17 protein-coding genes are annotated in these 17,581 nt (G+C 52.2%); 6 read left to right on the plus strand and 11 right to left on the minus strand.

Annotation, left to right across the window (positions count from 1 at the left end; translation table 11 throughout):
* Positions 1-44: 44 nt before the first annotated feature.
* Positions 45-1,199, minus strand: coding sequence for an N-acetyl-alpha-D-glucosaminyl L-malate synthase BshA (gene bshA / locus ABD949_RS03825; RefSeq protein ID WP_345240722.1), 1,155 nt, complete (start codon positions 1,197-1,199; stop codon positions 45-47).
* A 155-nt stretch (positions 1,200-1,354) separates the two neighbouring features.
* On the opposite strand from bshA, the gene ABD949_RS03830 reads away from it, so the two are divergent.
* Complete coding sequence (locus ABD949_RS03830) at positions 1,355-2,245, plus strand: geranylgeranylglycerol-phosphate geranylgeranyltransferase (protein WP_345240724.1); 891 nt, start codon at positions 1,355-1,357, stop codon at positions 2,243-2,245.
* A 66-nt stretch (positions 2,246-2,311) separates the two neighbouring features.
* On the opposite strand, the gene ABD949_RS03835 is transcribed toward ABD949_RS03830, so the two are convergent.
* Complete coding sequence (locus tag ABD949_RS03835) at positions 2,312-2,884, minus strand: hypothetical protein (protein ID WP_345240726.1); 573 nt, start codon at positions 2,882-2,884, stop codon at positions 2,312-2,314.
* Between the two features lie 219 nt (positions 2,885-3,103).
* Here ABD949_RS03835 and ABD949_RS03840 point away from each other — a divergent pair, with 219 nt between their 5' ends.
* A complete protein-coding gene (locus tag ABD949_RS03840) occupies positions 3,104-3,484 on the plus strand; it encodes a MerC domain-containing protein (protein WP_345240728.1) in 381 nt (126 codons plus the stop codon).
* Positions 3,485-3,572: 88 nt separating this feature from the next.
* Complete coding sequence (locus ABD949_RS03845) at positions 3,573-5,732, plus strand: TonB-dependent receptor (protein WP_345240729.1); 2,160 nt, start codon at positions 3,573-3,575, stop codon at positions 5,730-5,732.
* A 3-nt stretch (positions 5,733-5,735) separates the two neighbouring features.
* Here ABD949_RS03845 and ABD949_RS03850 read toward each other — a convergent pair whose 3' ends face one another.
* The 6 genes from ABD949_RS03850 to ABD949_RS03875 form a co-directional block, all read right to left on the minus strand.
* Positions 5,736-6,305, minus strand: coding sequence for a hypothetical protein (locus ABD949_RS03850; RefSeq protein ID WP_345240730.1), 570 nt, complete (start codon positions 6,303-6,305; stop codon positions 5,736-5,738).
* A gap of 48 nt (positions 6,306-6,353) precedes the next feature.
* Positions 6,354-7,472, minus strand: a complete 1,119-nt coding sequence (locus ABD949_RS03855; protein ID WP_345240731.1) for a M48 family metallopeptidase — start codon at positions 7,470-7,472, stop codon at positions 6,354-6,356.
* A 52-nt stretch (positions 7,473-7,524) separates the two neighbouring features.
* The gene (locus ABD949_RS03860; RefSeq protein WP_345240733.1) at positions 7,525-7,887 is read right to left on the minus strand and encodes a hypothetical protein; all 363 of its coding nucleotides are present in this window, start codon (positions 7,885-7,887) and stop codon (positions 7,525-7,527) included.
* Positions 7,874-8,374 carry a Panacea domain-containing protein gene (locus ABD949_RS03865; RefSeq protein WP_345240735.1) on the minus strand — a complete coding sequence of 167 codons (501 nt, stop codon included), beginning with the start codon at positions 8,372-8,374 and terminating at the stop codon, positions 7,874-7,876. The genes ABD949_RS03860 and ABD949_RS03865 overlap by 14 nt, the downstream gene beginning before the upstream one ends.
* A 156-nt stretch (positions 8,375-8,530) precedes the next feature.
* A complete protein-coding gene (locus ABD949_RS03870) occupies positions 8,531-10,345 on the minus strand; it encodes a glycosyltransferase (RefSeq protein ID WP_345240737.1) in 1,815 nt (604 codons plus the stop codon).
* A gap of 56 nt (positions 10,346-10,401) precedes the next feature.
* On the minus strand, positions 10,402-11,370 hold the full coding sequence (locus ABD949_RS03875; protein WP_345240739.1) for an isoaspartyl peptidase/L-asparaginase family protein: 969 nt from the start codon (positions 11,368-11,370) through the stop codon (positions 10,402-10,404).
* A gap of 88 nt (positions 11,371-11,458) precedes the next feature.
* Here ABD949_RS03875 and purU point away from each other — a divergent pair, with 88 nt between their 5' ends.
* Both purU and ABD949_RS03885 read left to right on the plus strand, forming a co-directional pair.
* Positions 11,459-12,298, plus strand: a complete 840-nt coding sequence (purU, locus tag ABD949_RS03880; RefSeq protein ID WP_345240741.1) for a formyltetrahydrofolate deformylase — start codon at positions 11,459-11,461, stop codon at positions 12,296-12,298.
* Between the two features lie 214 nt (positions 12,299-12,512).
* Positions 12,513-14,108 (plus strand): sodium/sugar symporter, encoded by a 1,596-nt coding sequence (locus ABD949_RS03885; protein ID WP_345240743.1) that lies wholly within the window; start codon positions 12,513-12,515, stop codon positions 14,106-14,108.
* A gap of 39 nt (positions 14,109-14,147) precedes the next feature.
* Here ABD949_RS03885 and ABD949_RS03890 read toward each other — a convergent pair whose 3' ends face one another.
* Positions 14,148-14,894, minus strand: coding sequence for a copper homeostasis protein CutC (locus ABD949_RS03890; RefSeq protein WP_345240745.1), 747 nt, complete (start codon positions 14,892-14,894; stop codon positions 14,148-14,150).
* A 184-nt stretch (positions 14,895-15,078) separates the two neighbouring features.
* Between ABD949_RS03890 and ABD949_RS03895 the strand changes: the two genes are divergently transcribed.
* Positions 15,079-15,300: a DUF2795 domain-containing protein gene (locus ABD949_RS03895; protein ID WP_009284883.1), complete on the plus strand. Its 222-nt coding sequence runs from the start codon at positions 15,079-15,081 to the stop codon at positions 15,298-15,300.
* A 38-nt stretch (positions 15,301-15,338) separates the two neighbouring features.
* Here ABD949_RS03895 and ABD949_RS03900 read toward each other — a convergent pair whose 3' ends face one another.
* Both ABD949_RS03900 and ABD949_RS03905 read right to left on the minus strand, forming a co-directional pair.
* A complete protein-coding gene (locus ABD949_RS03900; RefSeq protein ID WP_345240776.1) occupies positions 15,339-17,018 on the minus strand; it encodes a glycerol-3-phosphate dehydrogenase/oxidase in 1,680 nt (559 codons plus the stop codon).
* Positions 17,015-17,497 (minus strand): sterol desaturase family protein, encoded by a 483-nt coding sequence (locus ABD949_RS03905; RefSeq protein ID WP_345240778.1) that lies wholly within the window; start codon positions 17,495-17,497, stop codon positions 17,015-17,017. Before ABD949_RS03905 ends, ABD949_RS03900 begins: the two co-directional genes overlap by 4 nt.
* Positions 17,498-17,581: the final 84 nt, after the last annotated feature.

The following is a 17,581-nucleotide window of genomic DNA, read 5'->3' on the forward strand; positions in this document are numbered from 1 at the left end:
TTGATTCACATGATAAACAATCCACTTACCCCGGATTGTTTAGTTCAGGAAACCAGCGCGTCCTGGGCTTTCGCTTTCGTTTCCTGCACTACGCGTTCGTAATAGGCCTCGTAGAGCGGTAATATTTTCGATAATTCAAACTCTTTGGCCCGCTCCAGCGCGTTCTTTTTGAACGTCGGCAGGTTCTCGTCTTCGAGGATAAAGAGCGCGTTTTTGACCATATCGTTTACATCGCCAACGGGGCTCAGAAAACCCGTTACGCCGTGTATATTCAGTTCCGGTAAACCACCTGCGTCGGAGGTAATCAGGGGAACCTCGCAGGCCAGAGCCTCCAGACCAGCCAGACCAAAACTCTCATTCTCCGACGGCATCAGGAACAAATCCGCCACTGACAAGACTTCTTCAACGGCATCGAGCTTACCCAGAAACCGGACATCTTCGTAGATTCCCAGATCTCGGCAGAGCTTCTCGATCCGGGCGCGCTCAGGACCGTCGCCCACAAGCAGCATCTTGGCCGGTATCTGCTTCTGAACTTTATAGAAGGTCATAACGGCATCGTCAATACGTTTGACCCGCCGGAAGTTGGAGGTATGCACGATCAATTTCTCTCCGTTGGGGCAGATGGCTTTTTTGAAATGCTCCTTCTGCTGACGCTGGAACCGGGACAGGTCTATAAAATTGGGAATTACCTCAATGTCGCGCTTGATGGCAAAATGTCGGAAGGTATCGCGCCGAAGGTCCTCAGAAACAGCCGTAACCCCGTCTGACTCATTGATACTGAACGTCACAACCGGCTCATACGAGGCATCTTTACCCACCAGTGTAATGTCCGTTCCGTGCAGCGTAGTGACCACCGGCACCGTACGCCCCTGCGCCCGCAGAATCATTTTGGCCATGTAAGCGGCCGATGCGTGCGGAATCGCATAGTGTACATGCAGCAGGTCGACGTTCTCGTTCAGCACTACATTCACCATTTCACTGGCCAGCGCCGACTCATAGGGCGGAAACTGAAACAGGGGGTATGAGGGTATATTTACTTCATGGTAAAAAACGTTCTCGTTGAAAAAATCGAGCCTTGGAGGCTGTTGGTAGGTAATAAAATGAATTTGATGACCATTCTTGGACAACGCCTTTCCTAACTCGGTGGCGACCACGCCACTCCCCCCGAAAGTCGGGTAGCAAACAATGCCGATTCTCATAGATACAAGCCGCCTTAGCGATAGCGGCTGGTCTCATAACAAAAAAATAGATGAAAGTTCTCCCGGTGGACCGTAAAGTATTTGTTACGCGGTAAAAATCGCCGTCCGCCTAAAAATCTTGTATCTTTGGTACAACCATTCCGGCACCAGCAGCTATGGTACAAAAACTTCCTCTATCAGCCTTTATTCTGGGATTCTTACGGCTCATCCGGGTGCAAAACCTGCTGATCGTTGTCGGTACGCAGTACCTGGCAAGGGTATGCCTGGTTGGTCCGGAAATCGGTTCACCCTCTACGCAATGGCCCCGGTTGCTGCTTGATCCCGCTTTATTTCTGCTCTCGCTTTCCACCGTCTGCATCGCAGCCGCCGGATACGTTATCAATGATTATTTCGACGTTAAGATCGACATTGTTAATAAGCCGGAGCGGGTTATCATCGGTCGTTACATGAAACGTCGGATGGCTATGGGTGCGCATCAGGTGCTCAATATCATCGGCTGTCTGATCGGCTTGTACCTCAGCCGGTGGGTGTTTGTAGTCGATGTGCTGTCGGTTACGCTGCTGTGGTTTTATTCGGCTTATTTTAAGCGGCAGCCGTTTGTCGGTAATTTAATTGTAGCGTTTCTGACGGCACTTTCGCTAATCGTGCTGGCCGTCTATTACCGTCGGAACAGCGATTTACTTCTTATTTACGCAGCGTTCTCGTTCTGTATTTCGCTGGTGCGGGAGATTATCAAGGATATGGAGGACGTAAAAGGTGACGCCCGCTACGGCTGCCGGACGCTGCCAATTGTCTGGGGTATCCGCCGGACCAAATACCTCCTGTACGGTATCATCGCCCTGTTTATCACCACGCTTTTTCTCATCGCCGATTCGCTCGATAACCTTCGGCTGGCGTGGATTTTTATGATTCTGCTTATTCCCATCGGCTGGCTGGTGTACCGGCTGGTCCTCGCCGACACCAAACGCGATTTCAATTACCTCAGCAGTCTCTGCAAACTGATTATGCTGATGGGGGTCGTTAGTATGGTGTGGGTGGTGCAATAGCAGTAGGCAGATTACAGCAGGCAGAAACAGGAAGATTGCCCACTGCCTACTGTAATCTGCCTACTGCTATTGCACTGTCAGGTTAAAGTCAATGTTGATATCGTCGCTGCCCGGTGCCACTGTGCCGTTTTTCACCGCAACTCCGTTTACGGGTGGCTGATGCCGCAGTCGCACGGTCAGCTTGCCGGTACCGGCGGCTCCTGTGCGGGCGGTTCCGGCAAGCCCAATCGGAAAATTACGGCCATCAACATCACCATACGTATACGTCAGCAGAGAGGCCGGATTGGCGGTGTACACCAACAAATGCTCGTCTTTCTTTTCCTGAATTTCGCTGGTCAGGTTTGTTGCCGGCGACTTACTTTCATCCAGCAGATCAATCGTCAGCGTATAGGTCGTGTTCGCTTTCAGGCTGATGTTGTCGAACCGGCTGGGCACCTGACCGCCGTCACCATCAGTATCCCGGAACGTAAATGTCTGCGTGGTGGCGCTGCCCTGCTGCGTAAATTTCAGGCTGACCGTTGTAATGAGTTCATTCTCATCGGCCGGCTCCGGCTCATTCGCCCTATCACAGCCCGTTATAAATAGCCCCAGCCCTCCGGCCAGTAACAGGCCCATCCATCGATTTCTTAGCTTACTCATGCGCTTACAGGTTAGTGTTGAACAGTTTTAGATGTAAAACCGGGACAAAATTACCCGACTGCAACAACGTTGCAAAAAATTATGCAACATTATTGCAAAAAAGTTGGTTTGTCTCCTAAGCAGTGTTTTATCTTTGCAGACAGAATCAGGTTTATGTACTAAGGTTATCCGATGAGGGAATTATAGGCTGCTCATCGCCGGTGCCGAAACCCGCGAATTATGAAGATCGACTTATTTTCCAGAAAAGCAGATTATGTTGGTATTACCGGTTCTGTACTGTGCATTCTGCACTGTCTGGCAACGCCGGTCCTGCTGATGACCTCTACCCTGGTAGCCAATGAGAGCGTAAGGGCGGGTTATCTGAGTCTGGACTATTTGTTTATCGGCATCAATATAGCCGCTGTTTATCATGCTACGCGGCATAATACCTCTTCCTTTATAAAAACCAGCCTGTGGTTTTTCCTGGGTTTATTTACGCTTGCCCTGCTGCTGGAGGATGTCAATCCTGTTTTTGAATATGTAGCCTACGCAGCTTCTGCCGGTCTGGTTCTCTCCCACCTATACAACATCCGTTACAACCGCACGGCTCACAGCCACTAGTGCCATTTATACGTATTTTGCACATTCTGCTCTGAATAGTTGGTTTTGATAACCTGTTGCATGCTGCCAGACCGTAGCTTTGTGGTCTATGCAGGCGCTGTATACGTTTCTTGTAATCCTCATTACCTTACCGGCTCTTAGCCAGTCTACTTTCCATCTATCCGTCCGTAATGCGGGACGAAACCGCCCTCTAACCGGTGCTGCTGTGCAATTGGGCACGGCAGGTACCCTTACCGATTCATTGGGCCGTGCTGTTTTAGGACCGCTTCCCGCAGGCCGTTACACGGTTCGATTTTCGGCGTTGGGCTATCGGAAGGTCTCCCGGTCGGTAACGATACCGGCACCCGATACGCTGGTGGTGCTGTTGGAACCTGAAACCGAAGAGCTGGAGGAAGTTGTGGTAACCTCAACGCGCAGCAGCCGCAGCATTGCCGACGAACCCACTCGCATTGAGGTGATCTCGGCTGAAGAGCTGACCGAAAAATCGGACATGAATGCGTCGAATATTTCAATGCTGCTGAAAGAAACACCCGGCATCCAGGTGCAGCAGACCTCCGCTACCTCCGCCAATATGACCTTCCGGATTCAGGGCCTCGACGGGCGCTACACCCAACTGCTGCAAAATGGCCTGCCGCTGTACGCTGGTTTCTCGTCGGGCCTGAGTGTCATGCAAATTCCCCCGCTCGATCTGAAGCAGGCCGAAATCATCAAAGGCAGCAGTTCCACGCTGTACGGTGGTGGCGCTATTGCCGGTATCGTGAACCTGATTACAAAAGAGCCAACCAACGAACGCGAGGCCTCGCTGATGGTAAACGGCACCAGCGCTGGTGGTCTGGACCTGAATAGCTTTTACGCTGAAAAATGGAAGCAGGTAGGCGTTACCCTGTTCTTATCTCACAATACCCAACGGGCCTACGACCCCAACCGGGATGGTTTTTCGGATATTCCGAAGTCCGAACGCCTGAACATTAACCCGCGGGTTTTCTTCTACCTGAGCGAGCGTACCAATGCCAGTGTGGGTGTCACGGCTGCAACCGAAACCCGGCTGGGCGGAGATATTCCGGCTATTCGCCAAAAACTCGATGGCTACTATACCGAACGAAACCGCTCCGACCGGTATACAACCCAGTTAATGTTTTCCCATCGCTTTACGAACAACCTGTCGGTATACGCGAAGAACAGCATTACCTTTTTCGACCGTGTTGTTACCACACCCGATTTTCGGTTTGGCGGGCGGCAGCGGGCGAGTTTCAGCGAACTGGGTTTGAACCGGTACGGCGATCGCATGGAGTGGGTGGCCGGCCTGAACCTCTGGACCGATACATTTCGGGAAAATACCCCTGCAAACAGCCCCCTGAACCGTACCTATACGCTGAATACCGTGGGAGCTTTTGTGCAGAATACCTGGAAAGCTACGGAACACCTGACCGCCGAATCCGGCCTGCGCGTTGACCACCAGGCCACCTACGGCACGTTTTTGCTGCCCCGGCTCTCCATACTCCTACGCCTGAACGAGCGGTTAACCTCCCGCCTGGGCGGAGGCCTGGGCTACAAATCGCCTACCGTATTTACGGAGGAGGCCGAACAGCGACTTTATCAGAGCATAAGACCGATTGATCCTCGCCAGACCAGTGCCGAAACATCGCAGGGCCTGAACTGGGATGTAAACTATAGTACCGAGTTAGCGGAAGATCTTATCTTATCGTTCAACCACCTGTTTTTCTACACCCGTATCAACAGTCCACTGGTGCTGCGTCTGAGCGACAATCGCGTTACGTACACCTACCGCAATGCCAACGGCCACGTCGACAGTCGGGGATTTGAAACCAATCTGAAACTTACCTACAACGACTTTCGCCTGTACACGTTTTACACGCTGATCGATACAAAACGACACTATGACAACCTGGATCGTCCCATCCCGCTGACGGCCCGCCACCGCGCCGGGTTCGTTCTGATGTACGAAGTAGAGGGCAGTTTCCGGGCTGGTTATGAGTTGTACTATACAGGCCGTCAGGAGTTGGAAGATGGCCTGCCCACCCAACCATACTGGGTAATGGGTTTTATGACTGAGAAGCGGTGGAAACACCTCAGCCTGTACATTAACTTCGAGAACTTCACCGATGTACGGCTATCCCGGTACCAGACGCTGGTAACCGGTACACGCCTGCAGCCAACGTTTGTCCGCGAAATCTGGGCTCCCACTGACGGACGAATTATCAACGGCGGTATTAAGCTATTTCTGTGAGTTCTACTCCGGTATCCGCTCTATTACCTCGGTCTGATACCGGTATGAATACGGCCGTAGTTGTTCCATCAGTTCATTTATTTTTCCCTCCTGGACAACCGACCGGAAGAGCGGGCGCGCCGTAAGTTGCTGAATGCCTGACCCTGCCACCGCTCCCAGACCGGCTCCACCGCCAACCGCCAGAACCAGGTTCAGTCCATAGGCAACCGGGCTACGAGGAGGAGACTTCTGTATAGATTGAAACGCCAGATAGCCTAACCCGATACCTCCGATAACGGCTCCTTCCAATGGCCCGGCAAACCAGCCTGATTGCGGGTACAAGCTGACCCGCCGGGCCAGCCTTATATCCAGCACCATTACGTTAATCAGGTTCTCTTTGTTGGGATTGTCTCTGGTATAAAGTACCTGTGAATTATTCAGGTCATACAGATAGCCAACGACACGCCGTCCGGCCAGGGTTGTAATTTTTACCCGGTACAAGTCGGCTGCCCGCCGACTGGGCGGAATCGTTACCTTATAGCTCCAACCCGTACCCCTCTCCTGAGCTTGCAGGTCGGTAACTATACTCAGCATTCCCAAAAGCAGAAAAAGTTTTTTAATAGCTCCCATGCATACGCACCGCTAATAAGATGATAAAGCTCTGCGTTGATCCGTGATCCGCTGCCATAAGCTGTTCAATTGGCGTGTATCCTCTGCGCCGGTTACCTCTATCGTAACTTTTTGCACCCGCTCTCTGGCGGCTGCAATACGCCCGGCCGTTTCGGGGTGAGTAGACAAAGCGGAAGTTAGCGATGCGCCCTCCTGAGGTAATACCTCCAGCATCCAGACAACGCCCTGCGGGTTGATACCCTGCCGGGCGAGGGCCTCAACGGCAAAGGCGTCGGCCTGGTCTTCCTTGTCGCGGGAGTAAGACAGCGAGGTCAGGTAGTGGGCGTTGTCAACCAACACCGCCATCAGGCCGGTCACGTCCCCGAACAGTAGGGATAGCATAGCATAGGAAGCTACTGTTTGGGTGAGTTGTTGCAGAGAATGACGGTATTCGATATGGCCTGTTTCGTGGGCCAGCAGAGCCGCCAGCTGCTCGTGACGGGTCATCCGGTTCAATAAACTATCGTACACAACAATATGCCCGCCGGGGATAGCAAAGGCATTCACCTCCTTGTGCTTTACTACGGTTATGGTAATGGGAAAGCGGGCAGGCACCGCTACGGCCTGCCAATACGCATTGACGAGTCGCGTCCGGGCCGAATCAATCGGCAACCGCTCACCGGTAACCACCTGCTTATATAAGGCATTACCCAACGCCTGCTCCTGAGCCGGAGGTATCAGTTCTACAACCTGGGAAGCCAGGGCCGATAAGCCATACCGGTATACACTCCAGCCGAGTCCAATCAGTAACAATACAATGACCAGTATCGCCTGGAATCCTTTTTCCTGAATCCATAAGCGTTTACCCACCCGCGTGGGCGGCTGTCCGGCATAGCGGGGCTGCACCACCGACTGGTAATCGACAGTCTCAAAGTCGAGGTACTGGTGCGGAAAGGAACCATACTGCAGCCGGGTCTTACCGGTGGGACTCCAGTCTGCCAAACGGGTCTTTTGAACCAGCCAGGCATCGGTCTGCGAAAACCCTTCGGCGTTCGGGTACGTAATCCGGATCACGTCAGTATCCAAATAAACCTCCGCCGGATGGGCCTGCGGTAACGTTCCGTCGAAATAGGCAGCCTGTACTACGGACATGGTTTGTTGGTAATCATTGAGACCGGAATTTACAGGATAACGACAAACTGACTTACTGCGACTTTCCGGGGAAGAGATATTTCGTCACAATAACAAAAAAAGCCGTCACATTTACGGTTGTAGAGCCAATCAGGCCCAGCGTAACGGCTTCGGGTATGTTCAGGTAACCGAGTCCTTCGGCAATAATGATGCCCAGAATCACCACCAGCCAACCCACAACCATCCAGAAAATCCACTGGGCAAACTTCTTCCGCTCGCGAATGTCCTGTACAAAGCTCTCCAATCGGGCTTTCCGTTCCTCCTGATCATACTGGTTAAACTCACCCTGCGAGAGGCTGCTACTGCGGGGATCGGCGGAGGAGGACTCGATGAGACGCTTAAATACTTCTTTGGCTTTCTCCTCACTCTCCGACATTGGTTCTGATGATTTCGGTGAAGTATGCTTTAATCAGGTCGTTGTCGATCGGTTCGTACTCGGCAACCCCGCTTTCGGTTTTACTGACGGCCTGGTACCAGGGCGAGCCTTCGGTATGGGTCCAGTTGGAGAGCTGAATGGCGTTAAAGTCTTTGGTAATGTCCCACGCCATGTTGAGGGTATCCTGCGCCTGCCGGTCGAGCACGTCGCCCTCATCAACAAAACGATCGTCTTCCCAGAAGCCGATCTTTACAGATTTTGTAATTGGGTTGTTACCCCATTTTTTAAATCGATAGTAAATATCGGGAATAACCGGCCCGTAAGTCCAGGCCTCCACCGGCTCTTTGATGAGGGGTTTTTCGTGCCGGGCCAGGTGCAGTCCGTGCGCCAAGTAGATGAGTTTCTGCAACTTCATCGGGGTCACGGGCTTTCCTTCGGCAATGCCTTTATTGATGAACTGACTGGCGATAACCAAAGCCGAATACATGATCAGGGGTACCTTTCGGTATTGTTGTTTACTGAAAATCAATAATCAAAGATACAATTATATACGGTTCGATACCACGGTTTAAGCCGACCCGTACGGCACCAAAAAAGGTGCCGGGAGATGATTCCGGCACCTTTTCGTAATGCTCCAGACGCATTATGGCTTTCTGCGCTTCAACGCGAGGTCGTGGGCGGTATCGTAGTAAGAGCGGAGGTTGGTCCAGTCAAAAACTTCGGCAATGCTCTCGACACGGTTGCGCTGGGCAATCCGGTCGCGCTGCGACATCCGGACGAACCGGAACAGAATGTTGGCCAGTTGGTCGGCCGCTTCGTTGAAGGACTGCGTCCGGCGGTTCACCACATAGATACCCCGGTTTTCGTAATCCCGCATGATCTGCATGATAAAGTCACCGAAACCGGACTGATCGCTGGTGACGGTCGGGATACCACGCACCACGCACTCCAGCGGGGTATAACCCCACGGTTCGTAATAGCTTGGAAAGACACCCAGGTGGCAGCCCCGCACAAACTGGCCGTAATCCAGACCAAACAGCGGATTGGTAGACGCGATAAAATCGGGGTGATAAACAATCTTGACCCGGTCAAACTCATTGTTCACCAGTTTAGCCTGCCGGATGAAACGCGTCATGGCGTCTTCCTGCACCAGGTCGTGGGTGACAAACCGGGGCAGTTGTTTGGTTTTCCAGCTCTGTATGGTCCGCCGGAGCCGGAGCCGCCAGTACTCGTCAACAAAGCTGTTCAGATCCGGCATGGCGATGTCGGAGCTGGAGGCTGCGGCCTCAAACAGGCGCTCGCCCACCTGCTGCTCAATAGCCTCACAGGTCTCCTGAATTTCTTCGAGCAGCGCGCGGGAATGGAGGACATCGGGATTGATGGAGTGATAGGGCTGCTTGGTCACCATAAACATGACGACCGTTGTATCCATATTAGCCTCCCGCATACGCCAGTTCAACCGGGCCAGGGCTTCGAGCGTCAGGTCGTAGCCTTTGTTGCTGAATTCAAACCGGCCGGAGGTAAAGAAATAAAGCGTTTTTTCCAGGTCAAAGGAGTAGGTCTGGAAGAAATGGCCCATCACAAACTCGTGAATCTTGGCCTTATACTTCACGTGCAGGTTCTGAAACTCGTGCACCGCCGTGAAACGCATAATGTTAAGGCCATTCGGCAGAATCAGGTCGGGGTTGCGGCCGAGAAAGACCTCACACTCACGGGCGGTTACGTCGCTGACGGTTGTAAACACGTGCGCTTGCTGAGCCGCCAGCCGTTCGATGGTCGCCTGCGTTTCAATGCCATAGTGTCGGGCTTCGCGCTGCCAGTCGAAAAAGGGTAACTTACCGTAAAAGCCCTCTTCGTTCTGGGCCAGGTAACGCCCCAGCATGGTGGCGTGGGTGGTAAAGACCGTCGCTACTTTAACATTCTCCCGACGCAGATCCGGCAGGCCTGTGCTGGCCATCCATTCGTGGAAGTGCGCAACCAGGTCGACCCGCCGGGCGTGGTCATCGGCCAGCAGTTTAATAAAAACGCGGGCCGCTTCGCCGAAAGCAATTACCTGATTCACCAGTTCTTCGACACCCAACGTTGATAGCTGATGCCGCTCCCAGAGATCATGTTTGATCTGGTTAAGTTGCGGAATAAAGCTTTCCAAATGGAACAGCACAATCTTGGGCCGGCCGGTTACCAGCCAGTAACCATACTCTACTGCGTAACCCATCTGCCGCATTTTCCGGACCGTTTGCCCGATTTCTGTTTCGTCCGGCTCAGTAATGGGTTCATATTCGGCAGCAGCCCGCTGGGGGAAATAGGGACCAAGGCAAACATAGTCGTCACCCCATTTTTCGACCATGGCCGGCACCTTCGAACGAATAACGGTATAGATACCGCCCACCTGGTTACAAACCTCCCAGGCTAACTCCAGCAATAGTTTACGCTTCGATGTAGAGAATACTGATTCCAAGACTGTTTGGCTTTTTAAACGATAACCGGACGTAATCAGCGGCTAAGATACAAAGGCTACTTTACAAAAGAAGCTGATTCTATCACTCGGTTACGTCCGTTCTGGTATAAGGTATAATTAAAGTCGGGCTGTATACTATACGCACCATGTTCGCCTTTTTTATTGATAGCGAGGTACCCAACCTGAAATTCTTTATAGTTCTGTTTGCTGGTAATGCGCCGGGCTGCCTCCAGACATGCCTCCTGTGGGGTACGTCCCTGTCGCATCAGTTCGACTACCAGAAAGGCTCCGCAGGTTTTCATCACAGCCTCTCCTAACCCTGTTGCTACCGCCCCGCCAATCTCATTATCGATAAAAAGACCGGCGCCGATAATGGGCGAATCACCCACCCGGCCGTGCATCTTAAAGGCCAACCCGCTGGTCGTACACGCTCCGGACAGATTGCCCTGGCTGTCAATAGCCAGCATCCCGATTGTATCATGACGTTCGATATTGATGATCGGTTTGTACTGAGCCGTCTTGAGCCACTCCTGCCACTCTTTCCGGGCGTGGGGTGTTAGCAGGTCCTGTTTTTTGAACCCTTGAGCCAGCGCAAATTGCAAGGCACCCTCACCGCTCAGCATCACATGCGGGGTCTTATCCATGACCGCCCTGGCAACCGAGATTGGGTGCATAATGTGTTCCAGAAAAGTGACCGAACCGGCATTACCCTTTTCGTCCATTATGCAGGCATCCAGCGTAACGCGGCCGTCCCGGTCGGGTAAGCCGCCATAACCGACGCTGGTATCACTGGTATCCGCTTCAGGAATGCGAACACCCGCTTCGACGGCATCCAGCGCCCGGCCCCCTTTTTTCAGTACAGCGATAGCGGCTTCGTTGGCCTTAATCTGCTTCCAGGTAGAGATAACGAGCGGGTAACCAGCAGCAGATTCAGGATTGTTAACAGATGCGGGGGCCGATTGAAGCGCAGAAGGCATCCAGCCGGCCAGCGCACTTAATGAGATAAAGCGTCGGCGATTCAGCATAGGGATTGGGTTACGGCCTAAAGAAAAGAAATTAACCGATTGCTTTTACTACTTTTACCCGATTTATTGCATCCCACGCTTCTGACCAATGGCTGATACGAGTAAGCATATTTTGTTGATGGATGGACCCGACAACAAAGGCTTAATTTACCACGTAACCGGTGTTCTGTTCCGCCACGGACTGAACATCATCCGCAACGACGAGTATGTAAGCCCCTCCCGGCAATTTTTCATGCGAACGGAATTTGAGGGCAACTTTGACAATGAGGCTTTGCTAAACGAGTTACAGACAACGCTGCCGCCGGGCATTACGTTGCGCATCAACCCGAAGAAGAAAAAGAACATCGTGGTCTTTGTGACCAAAGAGCACCACTGCCTGGCCGAACTCCTGATCCGCTATGCCTTTAACGAACTGGATGCCGATATTCTGGCCGTTATCAGCAACTACAATGTGTTGCAGCCGCTAGTCAGTAAATTTGGCATTCCATTCCATTACATCTCCCACGAGCACAAGACCCGCGAAGAACACGAAGAAGCCATGCTGCGCACGTTGGCAATTTATGAGCCGGAATACCTGGTTCTGGCCAAATACATGCGCGTACTGACGGCCGAGTTTGTAAAGCACTATCCCAACCGGATCGTCAACATTCATCACTCCTTTTTACCGGCTTTTATCGGAGCCAACCCGTACCGGCAGGCGTATGAGCGGGGCGTTAAGATCATTGGCGCAACGGCCCACTTCGTCAACAACGATCTCGACGAAGGGCCAATTATTGCGCAAAACGTGAAGGAAGTTGACCATCGGCACACGGCAGCCGATATGGCGACAGAAGGCAAAGACGTGGAGAAGCTGGTCTTATCACAAGCGCTGAAGCTGGTCTTCAACGACCGCGTTTTCATCCACGGCAACCGGTCTATAGTGTTATAAGCTACTGGGGCTGCTCCTGCTGCCTGCCAGATAGATTAAGAATAACAAACCTACTCAACTGTCTGAACTATACTATTTAACGGGTTTTGCAAACACCCTCCAAAACCAAACTATGTTTTTCTGTAACCCAGGAGGACCGGCTTTTACTAAGGAATATAGTATATTTCCGCTTTAAAATTGCGATTAACTCTAGTTTACTCCTGCTGCAGGCATCATGCAAAAGCTTCAAACCCTCGATTACGCAGTCTTTTTTATTTATTTTATTATTGTAGCCTCGTACGGTTATTGGATTTACCAGAGAAAAAAAACCAGAGAAACTACCTCAACTGACTTCTTCCTGGCAGAAGGTGCCCTCACCTGGTGGGCCATTGGGTCTTCGCTAATAGCCTCAAATATCTCCGCCGAACAATTTATTGGTGCTTCGGGCAACGGCTTTTCGATGGGTCTGGCTATCGCCACTTACGAATGGATGGCAGCCGCAACGCTGATTGTCGTCGGCGTTTTTTTTATGCCTATTTATCTGAAGAATCACATCTTCACGATGCCACAGTTCCTCACAAAGCGGTATAATAACACCGTGAGTACCATCATGGCGGTATTCTGGCTGTTTCTGTACATCGTGGTGAACCTGACTTCCATCCTCTACCTGGGTGCGCTGGCCATCAGCACTATATCCGGTTTGAATTTCACGCTCTGTATGATAGGCCTGGCCGTCTTTGCCATCATTATCACCATTGGCGGTATGAAGGTCATTGGCTATACAGATGTTATTCAGGTCTTCTTCCTGATTCTTGGTGGATTGGCCACTACGTACCTGGCCCTGGAACTTGTATCAAATCAATTCGGTACCCAGGGAGTAGGCAGAGGTTTTGGTCTGATGCTGGAGAAGGTACCCGACCATTTCGACATGATTTTTACGAAAGATCAGCCCTATTATATGTCCTTACCGGGTTTGTCTGTACTCATTGGCGGCATGTGGATTGTTAACCTGAATTATTGGGGCTGTAATCAGTACATTACGCAGCGTGCCTTGGGTGCCGACCTGAAAACGGCCCGGGAAGGTATTCTGTTTGCCGCATTCCTGAAGCTGCTGATGCCGGTTATTGTGATTTTGCCGGGTATCGCGGCTTATACGCTCTACCAGCAGGGCCTCTTTCAGCAGGAAATGACGTCGGCCGGTGAACTTAACCCCGACAATGCCTATCCGGTTCTGCTGAACCTGCTCCCGACCGGTTTGAAAGGACTTTCGTTTGCCGCCCTTACCGCTGCAGTGGTAGCGTCACTGGCCGGTAAAGCCAACAGTATTTCAACAATCTTTACCCTCGATATTTATAATAAATTCATCGACCCAAACGCAAGTGAACGCAAGCAGGTACGCATTGGCCGTATGGCGGTAATTGTTTCCATGATTCTCGCTATTGTTATCTCACCGTACCTGGGTATCGACAAAAAGGGAGGCTTTCAGTTTATTCAGGAAATGACCGGTCTGGTATCGCCGGGGGTTTTTGCCGCCTTCGTTATGGGTTTTTTCTGGAAAAAGACCAACTCAATGGCCGCCCTGATCGCTATTGTTGGTGGCTTTTTACTAGCCGTTGCCTTACATTTCCTGGCACCTGGCATTCCATTCCTGGATCGGATGGGAATTGTGTTTATGATTTGCGTGGCCGTTATGATCGCGGTGAGTCTGGCCCAGCCCAGTACGAAAGGCTTGGATATTGATGCCTCTATGTTCCGCACGTCCGGTAGTTTTGCCTTCGGTGCCGGGGTGATCGTAGTTATCCTGACCTTCCTGTACGCTTACTTCTGGTAATCCGGTAAACAGACCACTGCTTACACAAAGCCCTGCCATCTATCTGGTGGGGCTTTGTTGTTTAGTGGCCTCTACAATGGTCCTGACAATCGCTTCATCCGACTCGATACGCTCATATTCGCCCAGCACCGCAGAAGCCATACTAAGCCCTGCCCGGCGAAAAGTCATCGGACTCTCCAGGCTGGTTTTGCCGCTTAAATGCACGGCCTGCACTCCTGCTTCAATGAGCAAGCCTACGTTTTGGCGATTTACGCCGGCACCCGCCATGATATTGATGCGGCCACTGCCCTGGTGAACCAACTGACGGAGCTGCTCTATACCCTGCCCGGCGGATGGCTGCTGACCAGACGTTAAAATAGTAACGGCTCCGGCCCGGATAACCGCTTCCAGTGCCTCACCGGCGTCGCGGGTCATATCGAAGGCCCGGTGAAATGTGACCGGTAAAGGTTGGGCCAGTTCTACCAATTGCCGGGTGCGTTCCTCATCAACGGTACCATCGGCTTTTAATAAGCCCAGCACTATACCGTCTGCTCCCAGCGATTTAGCCATGTCAATGTCCGCCTGCATAACGGCAAATTCCGTATCCGAATACAGAAAGTCGCCCCCTCTTGGCCGAATCATTACGTACAGGTCGATGCTCAGCTGCCGGCAAGCCAGTTGAATCAGTCCGGCGCTTGGCGTGAGGCCCCCTTCACTTAGGCTGCTACAGAGTTCAACCCGGCCGGCTCCGGCACGCTGAGCAACCAGACACGACTCCAGAGAATACGCACAAATTTCAACAACCATTCTTTCGTCGTTCAAAAAATAAATCTATTATTAGCAAATCAAACAAATGAACAGCCGTTTGGTTATTGGCAATAACTTCAGCCTATATCCGCTTTAAAAGAATGTAGGCAAAAAGCTTTCAGCAATCATTTTTTTTTACTTTTGCACCCTCTAAATCAGCATCAGTTATAAAAACAGCAAAAATATGTACTGGACACTTGAACTTGCATCGTACCTGGAAGACGCCCCCTGGCCAGCTACTAAAGATGAATTAATTGACTACTCAATTCGCTCAGGCGCTCCCCTTGAGGTTGTAGAAAACCTGCAGGAGCTGGAAGATGACGGGCAACCGTATGAAAGTATCGAAGAAATCTGGCCCGATTACCCCACCAAAGATGATTTCTTCTTCAACGAAGACGAGTATTAAACAGTAAAAGGCAGTATACGAAGAAGCGTAGCCTGTGGCTACGCTTTATTTATTTCGGTGGGAGCCGACAACCCCGCCTGCCCGATTACCTCCTCCATATGCGCGCGGAAGCGGCTCTCTTCCTGCTGCTTCTCTGCGGCTGTCCAGCCCAGTTCACGAGCCATCAGGTCTGCGACCACCGGTAATACCTCCAGGGTAGCCAGCCAATCGACCAGCCCCAGCCGAATCCGGCGCAGGAGCATATCAGGCATCGTTTGGGCCATTTCCTCCCGCACCGCATACACAACCTCTGCCCTGATAAACGGATGGGCATCAACCAGCCCTTCGGTCAGTTCAGGTTCAGCCGCACATAAAGTTGCCAGCGCTTCGGCCCGTACCCCATAGGTATCTACCAAATGAGCCGCTACCTTGCCCGGCAGGTTGGATTCTTTCCTGGTGAAGGTATTACCAAAGGATTCTGTAAACGCTTCGCTTCCGATCAGGGGGATGGTTTCGGTCCGGCAGGGTAACGCTTGACCAAGCAGTTGCCCGCAGGTGTCAATGGTCTCTTCCGCCATCAACCGGTAGGTGGTCCATTTCCCCCCCATTATACTCACCAGTTTCGACTGAGGATCTACTTCTACTTCATGGTCTCGTACTACGTTGCGAGTTTCCGTTTTCTGTAGGGTGGCGTTTTGGTCAGGCTGGAGCAGCGGACGCAGTCCGGCAAAACCACCAGTGACCTGCCCCAGCGTGACGGGCTCTTTCAGGAACTTATTGACGTGCTCCAGCAGGTAATCGGCTTCATCGGGCTGGAGGTAAGGTGTTTCGTATGGATCGGCCGGCGTATCCGTGGTACCGATCAGCCAGTGACCACGCCAGGGAATGGCAAACAGCACCCGGCCGTCTTTCGTTTTCGGCACCAGCAGGGCAGCCTCCCCCTGCGCAATGGCGTTGGCCGGTAACACTACGTGGGCCCCTTTGCTGGCCTGCATCCGGGGGCGCTGGTTTGCCTGAGCCACCCTGCGCAACGTATCTGCATTGGTACCGGTTGCGTTGATGAACACCTTCGCCCGGATCACAAATACCTCACCCGTCAGCCGGTCTCTTACCGTCACCGCGTTCAGTTGTCCGTTTGGGGCGGCATCAAACTGCTCGGCCCGCAGATGATTGGCAACGGCTGCTCCGTGGGCAGCCGCCGTCTGAACCAGCGCCAGATTCAGCCGGACATCATCAAACTGACCATCGTAATACAGAACCGCACTATGCAGCCGATGGCCGTCGAATGCCGGGAAGCGGTTCAGCGTTTCTTCTTTGGAAAGCCATTCGCTCGGCTTGATCCGGCGGCTTCCGGCCAGCAAATCGTACAGCTTTAACCCAATGGTATAATAAAGACCCTCGAACAGATCGAAGCAGGGGGTTAGCAGCGCCAACGGGTGTACCAGGTGCGGAGCAATCTGAAGCAGGGTCCGACGCTCGTGCAGGGCCTTCCGAACCAGTGACAGTTGCCGGTGATCAAAATTTTTGAAGGCCTGCTCCAGATACCGCACCCCACCATGCACCAGCTTGGTAGAGGTACCCGACGTAGCAGCCGCGAAATCGTCCTGCTCAATCAGGGCGGTACGAAAGCCGCGGGTGGCCGCATCAAGGGCACAGCCGGCGCCGGTCGCTCCTCCGCCAATTATACAAATATCAAAGTCTTCGGAACGTAACCGGTGCAGGCTGGCATTGCGATTCATGAGGTAGCAGAGGAATGATCGACCGGGGTCCGTTTGTCGGCGTGGTCGAATTTTTTGGTTGCGTATAAAAAGCCGAATGCTTCAGCCCCTTCCCGGTCGTGAACCCGGTGGTGGACGTAATGCGCCCGGATGATCCGCTGCAAATAAGGATTACGAGCGGTGAATTTGATTTTAATTCGCCGGTGGACAATTATATCGTGAAAAATAAAGTAACAGATACCGTACACCGTCACCCCAATGCCAATCCAGGTCAGAAACCACAGCGATGGAACCTGCTGGCCGACGATTACCAACCCGGCCGCCACAAAACTGAACAGCACACTGAAGAGATCGTTTACCTCCAGAAAACCTTTATGGTGGTTGTGGTGCGAATGGTGCCAACGCCACATAAAGCCATGCATGATATACTTATGGGTAAACCAGGCCACACCTTCCATGAAGAGAAATGTACCGAGAACTAAGGCAACGTTTAGCAGCATTTTTGTGTTATATAAGTAACAAACGGCGAGAGTTTCCGTGTATTAACAGATTGGATAAAAGAAAGGTTGGCGGGTTGGTGACTT

The organism is Nibrella saemangeumensis, assembly GCF_039541915.1.
Classification (GTDB): Bacteria; Bacteroidota; Bacteroidia; order Cytophagales; family Spirosomataceae; genus Nibrella; species Nibrella saemangeumensis.

What these genes read in the sequence shown, in the direction of transcription:
- bshA (WP_345240722.1), bottom strand. Translation starts at nt 1,199, where the DNA reads ATGAGAATCGGCATTGTTTGCTACCCGACTTTCGGGGGGAGTGGCGTG.
- ABD949_RS03830 (WP_345240724.1), top strand. Translation starts at nt 1,355, where the DNA reads ATGGTACAAAAACTTCCTCTATCAGCCTTTATTCTGGGATTCTTACGG.
- ABD949_RS03835 (WP_345240726.1), bottom strand. Translation starts at nt 2,884, where the DNA reads ATGAGTAAGCTAAGAAATCGATGGATGGGCCTGTTACTGGCCGGAGGG.
- ABD949_RS03840 (WP_345240728.1), top strand. Translation starts at nt 3,104, where the DNA reads ATGAAGATCGACTTATTTTCCAGAAAAGCAGATTATGTTGGTATTACC.
- ABD949_RS03845 (WP_345240729.1), top strand. Translation starts at nt 3,573, where the DNA reads ATGCAGGCGCTGTATACGTTTCTTGTAATCCTCATTACCTTACCGGCT.
- ABD949_RS03850 (WP_345240730.1), bottom strand. Translation starts at nt 6,305, where the DNA reads ATGCTGAGTATAGTTACCGACCTGCAAGCTCAGGAGAGGGGTACGGGT.
- ABD949_RS03855 (WP_345240731.1), bottom strand. Translation starts at nt 7,472, where the DNA reads ATGTCCGTAGTACAGGCTGCCTATTTCGACGGAACGTTACCGCAGGCC.
- ABD949_RS03860 (WP_345240733.1), bottom strand. Translation starts at nt 7,887, where the DNA reads ATGTCGGAGAGTGAGGAGAAAGCCAAAGAAGTATTTAAGCGTCTCATC.
- ABD949_RS03865 (WP_345240735.1), bottom strand. Translation starts at nt 8,374, where the DNA reads ATGTATTCGGCTTTGGTTATCGCCAGTCAGTTCATCAATAAAGGCATT.
- ABD949_RS03875 (WP_345240739.1), bottom strand. Translation starts at nt 11,370, where the DNA reads ATGCTGAATCGCCGACGCTTTATCTCATTAAGTGCGCTGGCCGGCTGG.
- purU (WP_345240741.1), top strand. Translation starts at nt 11,459, where the DNA reads ATGGCTGATACGAGTAAGCATATTTTGTTGATGGATGGACCCGACAAC.
- ABD949_RS03885 (WP_345240743.1), top strand. Translation starts at nt 12,513, where the DNA reads ATGCAAAAGCTTCAAACCCTCGATTACGCAGTCTTTTTTATTTATTTT.
- ABD949_RS03890 (WP_345240745.1), bottom strand. Translation starts at nt 14,894, where the DNA reads ATGGTTGTTGAAATTTGTGCGTATTCTCTGGAGTCGTGTCTGGTTGCT.
- ABD949_RS03895 (WP_009284883.1), top strand. Translation starts at nt 15,079, where the DNA reads ATGTACTGGACACTTGAACTTGCATCGTACCTGGAAGACGCCCCCTGG.
- ABD949_RS03900 (WP_345240776.1), bottom strand. Translation starts at nt 17,018, where the DNA reads ATGAATCGCAATGCCAGCCTGCACCGGTTACGTTCCGAAGACTTTGAT.
- ABD949_RS03905 (WP_345240778.1), bottom strand. Translation starts at nt 17,497, where the DNA reads ATGCTGCTAAACGTTGCCTTAGTTCTCGGTACATTTCTCTTCATGGAA.